The organism is Cellulosimicrobium sp. G4 BAM 1002, assembly GCF_057126935.1.
The window spans coordinates 2,354,785-2,369,697 of record NZ_CP182109.1 but is presented as its reverse complement, the minus strand read 5'-3'; the positions used below and the strand labels follow the sequence as shown (position 1 = coordinate 2,369,697).

Below are 14,913 nucleotides of genomic sequence, written 5' to 3'. Positions count from 1 at the left end.
CGCCGAGCGCGCGAGCACGGAGAACGGGACGACGAGCGCACCGTACGCCGCCCCGCCCACACCCCACCAGAGGTCGCCACCGATCCGCACCGTGGCGCAGCCCCGAGGATGGTGGACCGCCCTCGAACCGGGGGAGTATCGGACCATGCCGATCCTGCCCGCCGACCGCGACCCCCGACTCGTCACCGTCCGCCGCGGCGGCACCCTCACCGACGCGCACCACCGCCAGCTCGCCCGCTGGGCCGTCGACTGCGCCGAGCACGTCCTACCCCTCTTCGAAGACGCCCACCCCGACGACGACCGACCCCGCCACGCCCTCGACGTCGCGCACGCCTGGATCCGCGGCGAGGTTCCCATGAAGACCGCCCACACCACCGCCTTCACCGCGAACGCCGCCGGTCGCGACCAGCCCGCACCCGTGAAGTACGCGGCGCTCGCGGCCGGGCAGGCCGTGGCGGTGGCCCACGTCGCGGCGCACGACCTGGGCGCCGCCGCGTACGCGATCCGGGCGGTGGTCGCCGACGCCGTCGAGCGCGGTGACGACCCGGAGGCGGCACGCGTCGCGGAGCGCGACCGGCAGCGCGAGCGCATCCCCGCCGAGCTGCGCGAGCTCGTGCTGGACGACCAGCGGCGGCGCAGCGCGATCTGCTGGGACGTCTTCGACGACTGACGCCACCCGGTCGGTCAGCGCAGGAGGTCGTCGTACGCGGCGAGGGGGACCAGCCCCTGTGCGGCCGCCGCGATCCGCTCGTCACCGGCGACGAGGACGTCCGCCTGGAGCGTGGCGACGGCCAGGTACTCCGCGACCGGGGTGTCGTCCTGGTCCAGGTCGCGCGCGATCCGCCACGCCACGGACCGCGAGACCCGGTCCGCGAGGAGCCGGACCTTCAGCGTCGCAAGGCCCTCGAGGTGCTCTCGCGCCGACTTCTCGTCCAACACCCCACGGCGCACGTCGCGGTAGAGGATCGACAGCGCGTGGCTGCGCAGCACCGAGGGGCCGACGAGCGGCCGTCGGGCGCCGAGGCGGACGTCGTCGGTCACGAGGCGCAGCGCCGTGACGGCGTCGATCGCGCACCGGGTCGTGGGCTCGAGGGCGACTGTTGCCATGGAGACAGTAGACACCCGTGCGCCGCGGTGGGAGACCGACGGACCGGGAGAGTAGCGCACCCGCGCCTCGGTAGACGGCCGGCGAGTCAGCGGGTCCGGTAGCGCGCGTAGATCAGCCCGCTGTCGAACGCGCGCTGATCGACCAGGTCGAGGTCGAGGCGCACGCCGTCGGGGAAGAACCTCGTGCCGCCGCCGACGACGCTCGTGGTGACGAACAGGTGGTACTCGTCCACCAGGCCCGCGGCGATCGCCTGGGCCGCGAGCGTCGGCCCGTCGACGGAGAGGTCGTGGTCCGACTCGTCCTTGAGCCGGCGCACCGCGTCCGGGTCGAAGGACCGCTCGATCCTGGTCCGCTCGCTGGACACCGACTCGAGCGTCGTGGAGTACACGACCTTCTCCGCCGCCTGCCAGTCGCGGGCGTACTCGACGATGTGCGGCGGCGCGTCCGGATCCGTGTGCGCGGTCTCCCAGAAGACCATCGTCTCGTACATCCGCCGGCCGTAGAGGAACGTGCGGACGTCACGGAAGACGTCGCCGATGAAGGTGTGCACCTCCGGCACCTCGGCGCCGGTGCCGAGGTCGCCCTCCGCCGCCTTCGCGTAGCCGTCGAGCGAGGTGATCATCGAGTAGATCAGCTTTCCCATGGGTTCCCTTCCGTGCGAGCACGTCCCCTGCCGCAGGTAGAGACGCCGGCGCCGCCACGAACTCATCGCACCTGACGGCCGCCGGCGCCCCGACCAGGTCAGCCGAGGGCGCCCGCGAGGAAACCGCGGCACTACCGCCGCAACCGGCCGTCCCCGGGACTGATCGAGCGAGGGTGCGCCGGGACGGCCAGACGAGGCCTGGGTGCCGAGCGGCGACGACGACGTCGCCCTGCGGTTCGCACTGCCATGTGGTAGGTCTGGTCAGACGGCACGGCGACATGCGTCGGTCCTGGCGGAATGCACCGACTGTGTGGGACGCGAATCCTGGGGGCCCCAGTGACATCCACCGCGGAAGAAGCTCGAGTCACCAAGCTCACTCTTCCCGCGCTCGTCCTCGCCTACGACCAGAACACCCACACCGACGCGCTGCCTCGCCGGCCGGCGTCGAGGTCGTCACGATCGTGGGCGCAGCGCTCGGTCGGGGTCGAGGCGGCGGGGAATGCATGACGTGCCCGATCTCCGCGACCCGGTAGAGCTCTGAGCGGGCACCCATGACACGCGTGAGCATCGTCGAGGACGAGGCCCTGATACGCGGCATGCTCGAGGAGGTGCTGGCCGCGCAGGAGGGCATCCGCGTCGTGCACTCGGTCCCCGGGGTCCAGGAGGCCCGGCTCGTCATCACGCCCGGCTCGAGCGACGTGGCCGTGCTGGACGTGAACCTGCCCGACGGCAACGGCGTCTCGCTCGGGCTGCAGCTCCAGCGCGCGGACCCGGACCTGGCGATCATGCTCCTGTCGAGCGAGGACGTCATGGGACTGTTCACCACGGTGCAGGACCAGGCGGCCACGCCGTGGAGCTACCTGTCGAAGCGGTCGAGCTTCGCGCGCGACGTGCTCGTGCGCGCCGTCACGGCGACCGCGCAGGGCCAGGTGGTCCTCGACCCGTACCTCGTCCAACGCTCCACCCCACGCGCACGGACGGCGGTCGCCGAGCTGACGCCCGCCCAGTTCCAGGTGCTGCGGCTCGTCGCCGAGGGCTGGTCCAACCAGGGTGTCGCCGAGCGCCTCGGTGTCAGCGAACGCTCGGTGGAGAGCCACCTCCAGGCGATCTACCAGCGTCTGGGCATCGGCGGGGAGGAGCACAACCGCCGTGTCGCAGCCGTTCTCGCGTTCCTCGAGCAGACGGGGCGGTCGTGGCGGGCATGACGAGACCGCACCTGCTGGAGGACCGCACCCGGGCCGCGCTCCTGTTCGCGCTCCTGAACGTGGCGCTGTTCGCGATCCTCGACCTCGCGCAGTGGGTGGGGTGGGGTGGCCTCGCAGCGGCGAAGACCAAGGGCTTCGTGGGAGTCGTGTCCGAGGGCCTGGTGCTCACCTCGGTGAACATCGTCTTCGGCCTGCTCGTCACCGCCGGAGCCCTCGCGCTGCGGTCGCCGCAACGCACCTGGCGGGCCCGCATCCTCGTCACCACGGCCCTCTCCGCCGTCTTCGCGGTGCCGCGCGTCGTGGCGCTGCTCGCGATCACGACGACGCCGTCCGGGCCGACCTTCGCCGTCGTCGAGTGGCTGGTCGGCGTCGCCGCCGGTGCGGTCGCCGTGTGCGCCGCACTGTTCGCCGCCGACCTGATCGAACGCGCCCGGAGCGAGGCGCAACGGCGGGAGCAGGAACAGGTGCGTGCCGCCCGCGCGGTGGACGAGCTGCAGCAGGAGGAGATGCGGATCCGCCGCATGGTGTCCGACCAGCTGCACGGCACCCTGCAGTACCGTCTCGTGACCGTCACCGCCGCGCTCGACCAGCTCGCCGCCGATCTCGCCGGAGGCAAGGAGTCGGCCGTGGCGGACATACGCCGCTGGGCCGAGACGCTCGAGGAGATCCGCGAGACCGAGGTCCGCTCGCTCAGCCACGCCGTCTTCCCCGCCGGGCTCGAGATCGGGGCCGTGGAAGCGATCGAGCTCATGCTCCGGCGGCTGCCGACGGCGATCGCGACGTCGGTGGAGCTCGGCCCGCAGTACCGTCGCCACCTGGCCGACGAGCAGGGATCGACGCTCCTGCCGGTGACCGAGCGCCTGATCGCCGTCTACACGGTCGAGGAGGCCGTCACGAACGCGCTCAAGCACGGTGCCGCGCGGTCCGTGCGCGTGCGGGCGGAGGCCTACCCCGGGCCGGAGCCGGCCCGCTGGGTCTTCGAGGTCACCGTCGACGACGACGGGTCCGGCCCGCCCGACCCGGTCCCGCCCTTCCACGGCCTGGAGCGACACCGCTCCCGCATCGAGTCCCGCGGCGGCGTCCTGGAGCTCGCGACCAACCCCGAGGGTGGCGGCCGGCTGCACTTCACCCTGCCGTTCCGGCGGGACGACGACGTGCGGCAGTCGGAGCGTCCCGGGCACTGAGCCCCGTCCCTCGCCCGGACGTGCGTGTTAGCACGCACGTCCCTCCGCGGTTCCCTCACCCTGCGGGGTCGACGTCCTCGCCGACCCCGCAGTCTCGTGTCACGCCTCCGCCAGAGGCGCCGGGCGGGTCCGACGCCGTCCGCGGGCAGGCCACGCCTGCGACCACATCGACACGGAGGAAGACCACGATGAACAAGAAGACCAAGGGCCTCGTCGCCGGCGTCGCCGGCGGCGCACTGCTCCTCGGCACGGCCGGCACGTTCGCGCTGTGGTCCGACAGCGAGACCGTCGGCGGCGCCGACGTCACCGGCGGTACGTTCGAGCTCACCGCGGAGGATGTCCGGTGGGAACTGCGTCCGCTCGACGGTGAGGGCACGGCACCCGTGCCGACCGGGGGAGTGACGCTCGTTCCGGGCGTGGAGCTGCGCGGGTCGGTGCCGATCGACGTGGCACTGGAGGGCGACCTCCTCCAGGCCGCGCTCCAGGTCGCGGCGATCGGCGGCGCGGCTGACCCCGAGGACGTCAAGAGCTGGCTGGACATCCAGTGGGCGTTCGGTGAGAACACGGCCGAAGGGCCGACCGCGACGTTCGACGACACGCTCGACAGCGACGCGGAGGACGAGCTCACGGTGACCGTGCGCCTGAAGAACCAGGACGGTTACGAGGCGGTGGACCAGGGCTCCGACGTCGCCGGCAACACCTGGGCGCCCGGCGACATGACGATCACCCTCCAGCAGATCACGCCGACCTTCCGCTGACGTGCCGCTGCAGACCCCTTCCCTTCGCCGATCCCCCGCTCGCTCCAGCGGGCCGGGGATCGGCGCAACCCGAGGAGACGACATGACACGCAGGCGAACCCATGCACTGACGGCGGCGGCCGTCGCCGCAGTCCTCGCGGGAGCCCCGTTGATGGGCGGAGTGGGATCGACGTCCGCCCTGTGGCGCGACACCCTCACCCTGCCTTTCCCGGCCGTCACGGCCGGAGACCCGCGCGAGGTGCCCGGTGAGGTCGTGATGGTCGAGGGCTGGGCACCCTCGGAGAACCACCCCGGGGGCAAGCCGGACGGCTGGCCGTCCAACGCCAACGCGTACTCGACGGTGAACTTCCGACTCTTCGATCCCCGCGCGGTCGGCGGCTATCTCGCGTTCCACCTCCACGCGTCGTCGGGTCAGGTCTGGGTGTGGCTCAACGGCACCGAGGCGAACCTCGACGACACACGCATCCCCATCACACCGGAGCTGCTCGAGTCCGGCATCGACCTGCTCCTGCACAAGAACTCGATGAACGAGGCATCCGTGTTCCTCGATGTGGCGTTGTTCGACGGCAACGACGTACTTCTGGCCTCGTCGACGCTCCAGATTCCGTGGATCGTTCGTCCTACCGCTCTCGCACCCGCAACCGGCCCGGTCGTCGCACCGGAGCCAGACCGCACCGGCGTCGCGGGTGCCGGACCGGAGCCGGACGACGACGACGAGACCGTGCCGGGCTCGAGCGAGCCCCCGGCTGGCGGCTCGGACCCGGCGCCCGGGGCGCAGTCGCAGGACTCCGAGACCGAGGTCGAGTCAGACCCGGGTCAGCCAGCCACCGAGCCGGGCCCAGACCCGGACCACGAGCAGGCCGAGCAGGAGGCTGCTCGGGAAGCCGCTGAGCAGGCCGCTGGACGGGCCGCGGAGGCCGAGGTCGACCTGAAGGTGGCGGAGGTCGAGGCGGCGCAGGGAGCCGACGAGGCCGCCGAAGCTCGTACCGCAGCCGACGAGGCTGCGCGTCTCCTCGCCGAGGCCGAGGCTGCCGGTACGGACGCGGACCTCGAGGCTGCGCGGAACGCGGCCGAGGAGGCCGCTCGGGAGGTGGGTCGATGACCACGCTGGAGTCGCACACGGCTGAGGCCGCGGTGCCGAACATGGCAGGCGAGCCGCCTCTGTCCAGGCGCGGGTTCTGGTCGACTGTCGCCTCCGGAGCGCTCACCGCTCTGGTGATCGGCCTGGTCGCCCTGGCGGCCGTCGTCACCGTGATCCCCCGGGCGATGGGTGCCGTCCCGCTCACGGTCCTCACCGGCTCGATGGAGCCGGAGCTGGCGCCCGGCGACCTGGTTGTCGTCAGGCCCGCGCCGGCCGACGACATCCGTGTCGGTGACGTCATCACGTTCCAACCGGTCTCGGACGACCCGGCTCTCGTCACCCATCGGGTGATCGGGCTGACGGTCGAATCGGGCGGCGGCGTCACCGGGTTCACCACCCAGGGCGACGCGAACGGTGCGCCGGACGACCAGATCGCCGCCGACCAGGTCATGGGCCGGGTCGTGTACTCGGTGCCGCGGATCGGCCATGTCACCGGTGCGGGCCTGGGCCCGCAGGTGTCCGCCGTCGCCGGCACCGGACTGTTGGGATACGGCGTGGCGACCGTCCTGCTCGCCTTCCGCAAGGACAACACGAAAGACAAGGAGGAGCGGACATGACCGCTCGACGACTCACGATCGCCACAGCGCTCGGCCTCGCACTCGCCGCCGTGGGCGCCCCCACAGCCGCTGCCGCACCGAACGTCGACGGAGCTGCTGACCAACCGGTCCTGATCTGGGAGGCCGAGGTCGGCGACACGACGACGGTGGACGGCTCCCTGTTCGGCAAGGTGGTCGTGGTGCCGGGCCACGAGCAGTCGCACACGCTCGTAGTGACCAACGACGGCGAGATGCCAGGGACGCTGACAGCCTCGATCGTGAACGCACAGCGGCACCAGTCCTCGGCTGACGCGTTCTACGACGAGCTGATGATCAACGAGCGCTCCGCGAACCGGCTCGCGGACGACCGAGAGACACCGTTCAAGACCGTTCCGCTCGCCTCCGGCGAGTCCGTCGAGGTACCCGTCAGCATCGCGTTCGACACCACACGCACCAGCGGCAACCGCGGGGTGGTGGGCGAGCAGTCGTTCAGCTTCGACATCCGGCTGGTCCTGTCGGGCGACACGCCCGACGGGCCCGTGCCGCCTGCCCCGGACGCCCTCGACGCCGAGGCACCCCGGGCCGGCGGCTCAGGGACCGGCGGCGCAGGGGAGTGGGACGGCAACCTCTCCACGACGGGTGGGACGGGGCTGGGCAACGACCCCTGGATCATCCTCGCAGCCGGGTTGGGCGTCCTCGCCGCTCTTGCTGCGGCGGTCCGCCGACGCCTGCGGGACGAGGAGTCGTGAGAGCGTGGGTCCGTCGCGCCCTGAGCGCCGTCATCGTGGCGGCGCTCGGGGGAGCGGCGGGACTCATGTCGCTCGCGTGGCAGGACGGCTCCACTGACGCCGTCCTGACGGACCTCGACGGCCGCCCGGTCGTCCTCGACCAGGCACCGGACCTTGCGGGCGCGGACCCGCGCGCCACCGGCGGACGGTTCCAGGTGCCGAGCCTGGAGCTCGACGTCCCCTTGATGGAGATGTCGGCGTCCGGCGGAGTACTGAACCCGCCGTCCCTCACCGACGCGTTCGTGGTCCGCGACCCCGACCGCACGACGGGCGACGGCACGCGCCCTCTGGTCGTAGCCCTGCACGCGGTGCGTGACGGCCGGGCGCCGGGAAACGCCTTCGTCGACTCCGGGGTCTCCGACGCAGCCGTGACCGTGAGCCCCGGGCACGAGCTCCGGGTCGACGGCACCGTGTACTCGGTCGTCCGGACCGATGTTCTCGCCAAGGCAGACGCCGCACGGTCACCGGACATCTGGGGTCTGCATCCAGACGGGGACCAGCGCCTGGTGGTCATCACGTGCCTGCAGCGCCCCGGCCACACCGGCCCGGCGGAGGAGAACCTGGTCGTGCATGCGGTCGTCGCGGACTAGGACGGTCGTCCGAGTCGGCTGCTGTGCGAGCCCGACCAAGGCGCCACGACGGCGGCGTCGACATCGTCGCGGGGGAGTCGCCCTCGCGTTCCGCGGGCTTTCCGGAACGTCGATCCGTCTTCCTGCTCGACGACGCCAGCGGGGGAGCGGTCGACGAGGGCACACAACACCACGACGACGTCCAGGTTCATCCGTTCCGGTTGCCTCCGCGGTCACAGCTGCCGAGGGCAGTGCCTCCACAGCCACGGGCACGGACACGGACACGATCGGAGCATCGACGGTGGCGGCGATAGCAACGGCTCGCTCGCCTTCGGCTCACGAGTCGTGGCCGTCGCCATTGGCCGGCATACCCGCGCGTCACGTCTCGACAGGACATCGCGACGGGCCTGCCGTCCGGTGACTTGTGCTCGCCAAAGGCGATGGAGCGATTCCTCCGGTGAGCATGGTTCACCTCGAGCGTGCGCTGTCTCGTACTCGGCCACGGAGCCGCGGGCGCGCAGAGACCTGCGAGGTAGTTCTCGTACCTCGCGTTGGCCGCGATGGCGTGCGTTTGGGTGCGTCGCCTTTCAGATTGACCGTCCAGTGACGCCACTGGAACGGTTCCTCATGTGACAGCGTTGCGGGTGGAGCCGGTGGTGGAGGTCTTCGGTGACGCCGAATTTCACCTCTGGCCCGTCGTGGGTCGCGAAGGTTTCTGGTACCAGGCCCTGAACGGTGACCTGACCGAGCGCCAGGTGGGGACCGCGGTGCACCAGATCCTGCGGTGGTTTCACTCCGATGACGATGGCAACCCGGCGCCAACTGTCGAGGACTACCTCGCCCGCGCGCTGGCCTCGCACGGCCCCGACGACGCTCAGCCGATGGCGATGGGCGGGTTGCGGTTCACCGATTCCCTCACCGGCGCGATGGTCCTGCCCGGCTGTTGCTACTCGATCGACGAGCGGTCCGAGATCCTCGAAGTCTTGGACGGCCGGCTGCGTGGCTGCTGGCTTGGGCACGATCCGGCCGCTGGTCTCACGGTTCGAGATGGGCTCGTCGAGATCACACAGGACTCCGCGGACTCGACCAAGCCAGTCCTTCGGTTCTCCACTGGCCAGGTCCGCACAGCGCTCGCCCGCGCCGAGGCCGGACTTGATCAGTTCTGTGACCGGGTAGCCACCTGGGCAGCCGTGCACACTCCGAGGCATGCCCACAAGCTGCCCGACGAGATCGCCCTGGCGTTGGGGGCCGGATCGCACCGCAGAATCGGCGAGTAGGCCTGATGCACTTCTAGGCTGCGGTCATGGATCCGGTCAGCACCATCGCGCTCGGGATCGAGCTTCACTTCCTGCCCACGGCTGAAGGCGGCCGCCGTTCGAGCGCTCCGGCCTGGTCGTCGTGGGCAGTCGGGCGACGGTCCCGCGACGATGCCGCGGGACGGTCAGTGCGGGGTCGGTGACCTGCGCTGTGCGCGTCCAGGTGAGGAACCACGCGACCTGAAGTCGCGTCGCGTCGCACCGGGCACAGACGCGGACTTCGCCGCGAGGTGCGAGCTTTTGCTCAGATGCAACTCGCACAGTTCGGCGCCGATAATGTACATTATGTCATTTCGTGCCTGCCGAAGACCGTTCGCGTGCATCACGACGCGACGCCGGCGCTCCCCTTCGTCATGAGCACGACGACGTACGCACCGGGTCCCGGCATCGCTCACGCGCCGCTCACGCTCGACCGCCGGAGCGCTCGTCGGGTCGTCGCATCCACACGGACGTCTCTGCACGGCACGTTCGCCACGGACTCGCCGTTCGAGAACTCTGCACCGGACGGTCGTCGACAGCCGCGACGCCTCGTCCTGAGGACGCTGGCGACGCTCGGCTGGATCCCGGTGCTCGTGCTCACGGTCGTCGCGTTCGTCATGGTCGGCACCGTGGCGGCTGTCGCGACGACCTCCGTGTGGATCTCGCGCTCGCTGTCCCCCACGCAGCGACGCTCGGCCGGGCCGTGCGACGAGGCCGACGGGACGACGTCCGACACCGGCCCTGTGGCGCAGGTCCCGGCGCAACCCCGGCGGGTGGTGCGCGACCGCACGCTCGGCTACGATTCCTAGAATCGGACATACAGAACAAACCATTGTGTTTAGGTCAACAGCGTGATGAGCAGCGCGGAGCGGATCTCGTGCGACCCTTGCTTGTGCCTCAGGACGCCTCCGACCTCCCGCCGCCTCTCCCCGACCGCGTGGGCGCCGCCGAGCGCACCGTGCACGTCGTCACCCATCCCGAGGCGACCCACCACGTGGACCACCTCGTCGGGGGTGACTTCGACTCCGACCTGACGCCGCTCGGCTTCCGGCAGGCGGATCTCGTCGCGGCTGCGCTCCGCGCCCGCCTCCCCCAGGACGCCCTGGTCGATGTCGTCACGTCCGACCTGCTGCGCACACGCCGCACGGCCGACGCGATCGGCCGCGCGCTGGACGTACTCCCCCGGCTCGAGCCCCAGTTGCGGGAGGCGTCCTACGGCGAGGCGGGCGGGCGACCGCAGGCGTGGCTCGACGCACGGTTCGTCCCGCCGCCCGCGGTCGGTGACCGCCTGCGCCACGACGTGGGCGTCGCCGGCGCCGAGACGCGGCTCGACGTCGCGCGGCGCGTGTACGCCGCGATGACCGACGTGCTCGCCCGTCCGGCCGACCACCAGGTGGTCGTCACGCACGGGTTCGCCGCGACGTTCGTCGTCGCCGCCTGGATCGGGATGCCGCTCGAGGCGGCGGGGCACGTGGCGTTCCCCGTACCGTCCGGGAGCATCACGACCCTGCGCGAGGACGGGTACTTCCACAACCGGGCCGTGCTGCGGGTCGGCGACGTCGACCACCTGACCGACGCACACGCCCCCCGGCCGTGACACCGGCGTCCGCGTCCGTGCAGGTCACGCGATCGCACGAGGTTCGTCCGTGTCGGTGGCGGCCCCTACGCTGGCGGCACCCGGGCACCACGAGCCCACGCCGTCGAGAGGAGCCCTGCGCATGGTCGCCCCGCCCCGACTCGATCGCATCACCGTCGCGGAGGCTGCCGACCGCTACCTCGCGTCCGTCGCGGCGCAGACCCTGCGCGGTGTGCTGTCGACGACGACGCGCCGCAGCTACGAGCGCGACGTCCGCGAGTTCGCGCTCCTGGCCGGGACCGCGCGCGTCCTCGACGACGTGACGGGCGAGGACGTCGACGACGTCCTCCTGCGGTACCAGACGACGCCGGACGGGCGGTACGCGGACGCGACCCGCAAGGTGGGCGGCAAGGGGCGGTCGACGGCGACCGTGAACCGCTTCCGCCAGTCCGTCACACGGTTCTTCTCGCACGCGGCGCGCGAGGGGTGGGTGCAGGCAGACCCGATGCAGTGGGCCGCTCCCCCGGCCCGCCTGCGCGACGGCCTGCGCGTGGCGCGTACGGCGCTGTCGGCGGGCTCCGCGGCGTCGCTGCTCGAGGTCTCCGCCACGACGGCGCCCGACGCGGGGCCCCGCCGGGACCAGGACCTGAGGGTGCGTGACCGGCTCGTCGTCGCGCTCCTGCTGGTCCTCGGACCGCGGGTGTCCGAGCTCGAGCGGGCCGACCTCGACGACTTCTCCCGCGAGCCCGGTCAGACCCGCTGGCGGATCCAGGGCAAGGGCGGGCACATGCGCACGGTCGCGCTGTCGCCACCGCTCGCCGACGCGCTCGACGACTACCTGACCGTGCTGCGCCCCGCGCTGCTCGCGCGCCGGTCCGACGACCCGGACTCCCAGCGCGCGCTGCTGCTCTCGTGGCGCGGGCGACGCATCGACGCGCAGGCGATCCGGGGCCTGCTGCGGCGTTGCGTGGACCGCATGCCGGCCCAGTACCGCCGTGAGGCCACCCCGCACGCTCTGCGGCACACGACCGCGACCCTGCTGGCCGCCGACGGGTGGGACGTGAAGGTCGTCGCCGAGCTCCTCGGGCACGCCTCCATCGCCACGACGGGCGTGTACCTCGACCGCATCGAGGGCGAGCTCGCCGCGGCGATCCGGGCGCACCCGCTCTCCGCCGCGCTCGCGCCCGTCGACTCCTGACGCCGCTCCCGTCGGCCGGGCGCGCCGGCGTCGTCCCGACCAGGCACGTGACCGGCACCAGGTGCGAGCCCTCGTCCGCGGGGCGAGTCTGGAACCAGCACGCAGGCCGTGCAGGACGAGACGAGCCAGGACGAGGAGGAGCCGTGCCGAAGCGTGATCCGGGACCGAGCGTCAAGGACCCCGACCTGTACGAGAAGCTGCGCGACGAGGGAAGCTCCAAGGAGAAGGCGGCGCGCATCGCGAACGCGGCCGCGGGGTCGTCGCGCAAGTCCGTCGGGCGCAAGGGTGGCAAGGCCGGGGACTACGACGACTGGACGGTCGAGCGGCTGCGCAAACGGGCCGCCGAGATCGGCATCGAGGGCCGTTCGTCGATGCGCAAGGCCGAGCTGATCGACGCCCTGAGATCGCACTGAGGTCCTACCGAGGTCTCGGTGCGGGCTCGGTGGGGTCTGAGTGCGGGTGAAATGCGATCCGGTGAGATCGCGTCGCTTCCGGCGCAGGTGAGTGCCGCCACCGGGGATCGGCGGCAATTCCGGTAGCGCGGCGCGCCCCGACGGCTACGGTGAGGGCGTGCACCTGCTCTCCCCTGACTCCCTGCGCACGGCGCGGCGTGTGCTCGCACGCGCCCTCGTGGTCGCCGTCGCGGCCCCCGTGACGGTCGCCGGCGTGCTCGTCACCGCCGACGCGATCCGCAAGCGTCGCAACACCGTCGAGGCGTCGTTCCCCCGCTCCGCCCCCGCCCAGGTGGAGGTCGCAGGCACCACGACCACCGTCTTCACGTACGGCGAGGACGTCTACCGCGAGATGCTCGGAGCGATCCGTGGCGCCCGGCGCCGGGTCTTGCTCGAGACGTACATCTGGAAGGGCGACGCGCTGGGCGAGGAGTTCAAGGCGGCGCTCATCGAGGCGAGCGAGCGCGGGGTGGAGGTGCTGGTCGTCTACGACGGTTTCGCGAACCTCGTGGTGCCGCGGGCGTTCTTCGACCTGCCCGCGCCCGTCCAGGTGATCCGGTACCCCGTGTTCCGCCCGGGCGTCCTCATGCTCAACATCCGCAAGTCGGGGCGCGACCACCGCAAGATCCTCGTCGTCGACGACGAGACCGCGTTCGTCGGTGGGTACAACATCGGCAGCCTGTACGCGACGCAGTGGCGCGACACGCACGTCCGGCTCGAGGGCCCGAGCGCCTGGGAGCTGCGCAACGCGTTCGTCGACTTCTGGAACGCGAACCGCGCACCCGACCAGACGCTGCTCGCCGACCCCGGCTCCCAGCACTGGGAGCCCCGGCTGCGCGCGGCGCGCAACGCGCCCGCGCATCTCGTCTTTCCCATCCGCGGCATCTATCTCGACGCGATCGACCGCGCGAGCTCGCACATCTACATCACGCAGGCGTACTTCATCCCCGACCGGGAGATCCTCGCCGCGCTCCTCGCGGCAGCCGCTCGCGGCGTCGACGTGCGTGTCCTCGTGCCCGAGCGCTCCAACCACGTGCTCGCCGACTGGCTCGCGCGCGGGCTGTACACCGCGCTCCTCAAGGGCGGGGTGCGCATCCACCTCTACCGGAACGCGATGGTCCACGCCAAGACGGCGACCATCGACGGCGCCTGGACGACGATCGGCACCGCGAACATCGACCGGCTCTCGCTCACCGGCAACTACGAGGTGAACCTCGAGATCACGGACCGGGGCGTCGCCGAGCAGATGGAGAAGGTGTTCGAGGTCGACCTGTCGAACACCCGCGAGCTCACGCTCGCCGAGTGGGAGACGCGTTCCCTCGCGGCCAAGCTCAGCGAGATCGTCCTCACCCCGCTCCGCCCGCTGCTCTGACGCCGCTGCACCGACCGCGGTCGTCGAGCACGAGCAGCACGGAGACCACGACCGCCGCCACGACGAGCGGGTCTGCCCGGGGCCGCGACGCCGGCACCACGGCGCGTGCCCGCGCGTGCCCGGTCCACCCCCGGCCGTCGTACCAGCGCACCGCGCGCGCGTCCCACGGGTCGGGGTACCACCCCGGCGCGGCGCCCGTCATCGTCGGCCCGCGGCCTCCGGACGGTCGCCCCGCTCGCGCGCTGCAGCAGCGACCTCCTCCTCGGGGCGTGGCGGCACCGTCTCGTCGTCCTCGAGCAGGTGCACCTCCGCGAACTCGGGGTGCTCGTGCAGGAGCTGCGCCGCGACCGTGCGCGCGGTGTCGTCACGGCCCGGCACGTCCACGGACTCGCCCACCGCGAGCGGCCGGTACTCGTACGTCCCACCCGTGCGGTGCTCGCCGAGCAGCCGGTCGACCGCGCCGCGCCCCACCGCGGACAGCAGCGCGTCGTGGACGGGCACGACCATCGTCGGGTCGACGGCGCGCACGAAGTCGATCGTCTCCGCGAGCTTGAGCCACGGCGCCGACACGGGCGCGAGGAGCACGTCGAGACGGTGCTGCCCGCCCGGCTCGGCGTCTCGGGTGCCGGCGTCGGTGCCGGGCGGCAGGTCGAACGAGTCCCCCGGGTGGAAGACGCTCCCCGCACCGGACCGCAGCAGGTAGGTGACGTTCGAGATGCGCGGCACGTCCGGGTGGATCACGGCGTGCAGGCCGCCGCCGACCACGACCTCCAGGCCGCCCAGGTCGAGCCCGTCCCCCGGTGCGACGACGTGCACGCGCCCACCACCGTCGGGCAGCGACGAGCGCAACGACTCGGCGACCGCCTCGGGCGCCCACACGGCGAGCTCCGGCCGCGCGGCCAGCGCGGCACCGAGCACCTCCGAGTCGACGTGGTCGGGGTGCTCGTGCGTGAGGAGCACCGCGTCGGCGTCCGCCAGCGCGCCGGCCGCGTCGCTGAACGACCCGGGGTCCAGCACGACGACGGCGCCAGCGTGGTCCACCGCGACGCACGCGTGACCGTGGAACGTGACCCGCATGGTTCCTCCTT

Annotated in this window: 19 protein-coding genes; 15 read left to right on the top strand and 4 right to left on the bottom strand. The window is 72.1% G+C overall.

From position 1 onward, the window contains the following. Positions 1 to 145: 145 nt before the first annotated feature. Entirely contained in the window at positions 146 to 670 is a 525-nt protein-coding gene (locus tag ACMXGY_RS10695; RefSeq protein ID WP_483772978.1) for a putative immunity protein, read from the top strand. Positions 671 to 684: 14 nt separating this feature from the next. On the opposite strand, the gene ACMXGY_RS10690 is transcribed toward ACMXGY_RS10695, so the two are convergent. Further along, positions 685 to 1,107 (bottom strand): hypothetical protein, encoded by a 423-nt coding sequence (locus ACMXGY_RS10690; protein ID WP_483772977.1) that lies wholly within the window; start codon positions 1,105 to 1,107, stop codon positions 685 to 687. Positions 1,108 to 1,193: 86 nt separating this feature from the next. Next, the gene (locus tag ACMXGY_RS10685; protein WP_483772976.1) at positions 1,194 to 1,751 is read right to left on the bottom strand and encodes a dihydrofolate reductase family protein; all 558 of its coding nucleotides are present in this window, start codon (positions 1,749 to 1,751) and stop codon (positions 1,194 to 1,196) included. A 278-nt stretch (positions 1,752 to 2,029) separates the two neighbouring features. Between ACMXGY_RS10685 and ACMXGY_RS10680 the strand changes: the two genes are divergently transcribed. The 14 genes from ACMXGY_RS10680 (at position 2,030) to ACMXGY_RS10615 (ending at position 13,825) form a co-directional block, all read left to right on the top strand. Continuing rightward, complete coding sequence (locus ACMXGY_RS10680; protein WP_483772975.1) at positions 2,030 to 2,284, top strand: arginine deiminase family protein; 255 nt, start codon at positions 2,030 to 2,032, stop codon at positions 2,282 to 2,284. Positions 2,285 to 2,302: 18 nt separating this feature from the next. Then, positions 2,303 to 2,956, top strand: coding sequence for a response regulator transcription factor (locus tag ACMXGY_RS10675; RefSeq protein ID WP_483772974.1), 654 nt, complete (start codon positions 2,303 to 2,305; stop codon positions 2,954 to 2,956). Continuing rightward, positions 2,953 to 4,140, top strand: coding sequence for a sensor histidine kinase (locus tag ACMXGY_RS10670; RefSeq protein WP_483772973.1), 1,188 nt, complete (start codon positions 2,953 to 2,955; stop codon positions 4,138 to 4,140). Before ACMXGY_RS10675 ends, ACMXGY_RS10670 begins: the two co-directional genes overlap by 4 nt. A 188-nt stretch (positions 4,141 to 4,328) precedes the next feature. Next, positions 4,329 to 4,898 (top strand): alternate-type signal peptide domain-containing protein, encoded by a 570-nt coding sequence (locus ACMXGY_RS10665; protein WP_483772972.1) that lies wholly within the window; start codon positions 4,329 to 4,331, stop codon positions 4,896 to 4,898. A gap of 82 nt (positions 4,899 to 4,980) precedes the next feature. Beyond that, the gene (locus ACMXGY_RS10660) at positions 4,981 to 6,000 is read left to right on the top strand and encodes a hypothetical protein (RefSeq protein WP_483772971.1); all 1,020 of its coding nucleotides are present in this window, start codon (positions 4,981 to 4,983) and stop codon (positions 5,998 to 6,000) included. After that, positions 5,997 to 6,596, top strand: a complete 600-nt coding sequence (locus ACMXGY_RS10655; RefSeq protein WP_483772970.1) for a signal peptidase I — start codon at positions 5,997 to 5,999, stop codon at positions 6,594 to 6,596. The genes ACMXGY_RS10660 and ACMXGY_RS10655 overlap by 4 nt, the downstream gene beginning before the upstream one ends. Beyond that, positions 6,593 to 7,324 carry a hypothetical protein gene (locus ACMXGY_RS10650; protein WP_483772969.1) on the top strand — a complete coding sequence of 244 codons (732 nt, stop codon included), beginning with the start codon at positions 6,593 to 6,595 and terminating at the stop codon, positions 7,322 to 7,324. The genes ACMXGY_RS10655 and ACMXGY_RS10650 overlap by 4 nt, the downstream gene beginning before the upstream one ends. After that, the gene (locus ACMXGY_RS10645; RefSeq protein WP_483772968.1) at positions 7,321 to 7,953 is read left to right on the top strand and encodes a sortase family protein; all 633 of its coding nucleotides are present in this window, start codon (positions 7,321 to 7,323) and stop codon (positions 7,951 to 7,953) included. Before ACMXGY_RS10650 ends, ACMXGY_RS10645 begins: the two co-directional genes overlap by 4 nt. 608 nt (positions 7,954 to 8,561) lie before the next feature. Continuing rightward, complete coding sequence (locus ACMXGY_RS10640; RefSeq protein ID WP_483772967.1) at positions 8,562 to 9,209, top strand: hypothetical protein; 648 nt, start codon at positions 8,562 to 8,564, stop codon at positions 9,207 to 9,209. A gap of 287 nt (positions 9,210 to 9,496) precedes the next feature. Then, positions 9,497 to 10,036: a hypothetical protein gene (locus tag ACMXGY_RS10635; protein ID WP_483772966.1), complete on the top strand. Its 540-nt coding sequence runs from the start codon at positions 9,497 to 9,499 to the stop codon at positions 10,034 to 10,036. 83 nt (positions 10,037 to 10,119) lie between these two features. Next, entirely contained in the window at positions 10,120 to 10,824 is a 705-nt protein-coding gene (locus tag ACMXGY_RS10630) for a histidine phosphatase family protein (protein ID WP_483776845.1), read from the top strand. A gap of 121 nt (positions 10,825 to 10,945) precedes the next feature. Then, a complete protein-coding gene (locus ACMXGY_RS10625) occupies positions 10,946 to 12,001 on the top strand; it encodes a tyrosine-type recombinase/integrase (protein WP_483772965.1) in 1,056 nt (351 codons plus the stop codon). A gap of 143 nt (positions 12,002 to 12,144) precedes the next feature. Beyond that, complete coding sequence (locus tag ACMXGY_RS10620; protein ID WP_483772964.1) at positions 12,145 to 12,414, top strand: DUF7218 family protein; 270 nt, start codon at positions 12,145 to 12,147, stop codon at positions 12,412 to 12,414. 157 nt (positions 12,415 to 12,571) lie between these two features. Then, positions 12,572 to 13,825: a phospholipase D-like domain-containing protein gene (locus ACMXGY_RS10615; protein WP_483772963.1), complete on the top strand. Its 1,254-nt coding sequence runs from the start codon at positions 12,572 to 12,574 to the stop codon at positions 13,823 to 13,825. On the opposite strand, the gene ACMXGY_RS10610 is transcribed toward ACMXGY_RS10615, so the two are convergent. Then, positions 13,800 to 14,027: a DUF2510 domain-containing protein gene (locus ACMXGY_RS10610; protein WP_483772962.1), complete on the bottom strand. Its 228-nt coding sequence runs from the start codon at positions 14,025 to 14,027 to the stop codon at positions 13,800 to 13,802. The two genes, ACMXGY_RS10615 and ACMXGY_RS10610, sit on opposite strands and share 26 nt — an antisense overlap. After that, entirely contained in the window at positions 14,024 to 14,902 is an 879-nt protein-coding gene (locus ACMXGY_RS10605) for an MBL fold metallo-hydrolase (RefSeq protein WP_483772961.1), read from the bottom strand. Before ACMXGY_RS10605 ends, ACMXGY_RS10610 begins: the two co-directional genes overlap by 4 nt. Between the last annotated feature and the right edge of the window lie 11 nt (positions 14,903 to 14,913).

Excerpts from the sequence above, each read along its gene's own strand:
- ACMXGY_RS10695 (WP_483772978.1), top strand. The coding sequence starts at position 146 with ATGCCGATCCTGCCCGCCGACCGCGACCCCCGACTCGTCACCGTCCGC.
- ACMXGY_RS10690 (WP_483772977.1), bottom strand. The coding sequence starts at position 1,107 with ATGGCAACAGTCGCCCTCGAGCCCACGACCCGGTGCGCGATCGACGCC.
- ACMXGY_RS10685 (WP_483772976.1), bottom strand. The coding sequence starts at position 1,751 with ATGGGAAAGCTGATCTACTCGATGATCACCTCGCTCGACGGCTACGCG.
- ACMXGY_RS10680 (WP_483772975.1), top strand. The coding sequence starts at position 2,030 with ATGCGTCGGTCCTGGCGGAATGCACCGACTGTGTGGGACGCGAATCCT.
- ACMXGY_RS10675 (WP_483772974.1), top strand. The coding sequence starts at position 2,303 with ATGACACGCGTGAGCATCGTCGAGGACGAGGCCCTGATACGCGGCATG.
- ACMXGY_RS10670 (WP_483772973.1), top strand. The coding sequence starts at position 2,953 with ATGACGAGACCGCACCTGCTGGAGGACCGCACCCGGGCCGCGCTCCTG.
- ACMXGY_RS10665 (WP_483772972.1), top strand. The coding sequence starts at position 4,329 with ATGAACAAGAAGACCAAGGGCCTCGTCGCCGGCGTCGCCGGCGGCGCA.
- ACMXGY_RS10660 (WP_483772971.1), top strand. The coding sequence starts at position 4,981 with ATGACACGCAGGCGAACCCATGCACTGACGGCGGCGGCCGTCGCCGCA.
- ACMXGY_RS10655 (WP_483772970.1), top strand. The coding sequence starts at position 5,997 with ATGACCACGCTGGAGTCGCACACGGCTGAGGCCGCGGTGCCGAACATG.
- ACMXGY_RS10650 (WP_483772969.1), top strand. The coding sequence starts at position 6,593 with ATGACCGCTCGACGACTCACGATCGCCACAGCGCTCGGCCTCGCACTC.
- ACMXGY_RS10635 (WP_483772966.1), top strand. The coding sequence starts at position 9,497 with ATGCAACTCGCACAGTTCGGCGCCGATAATGTACATTATGTCATTTCG.
- ACMXGY_RS10625 (WP_483772965.1), top strand. The coding sequence starts at position 10,946 with ATGGTCGCCCCGCCCCGACTCGATCGCATCACCGTCGCGGAGGCTGCC.
- ACMXGY_RS10610 (WP_483772962.1), bottom strand. The coding sequence starts at position 14,027 with ATGACGGGCGCCGCGCCGGGGTGGTACCCCGACCCGTGGGACGCGCGC.
- ACMXGY_RS10605 (WP_483772961.1), bottom strand. The coding sequence starts at position 14,902 with ATGCGGGTCACGTTCCACGGTCACGCGTGCGTCGCGGTGGACCACGCT.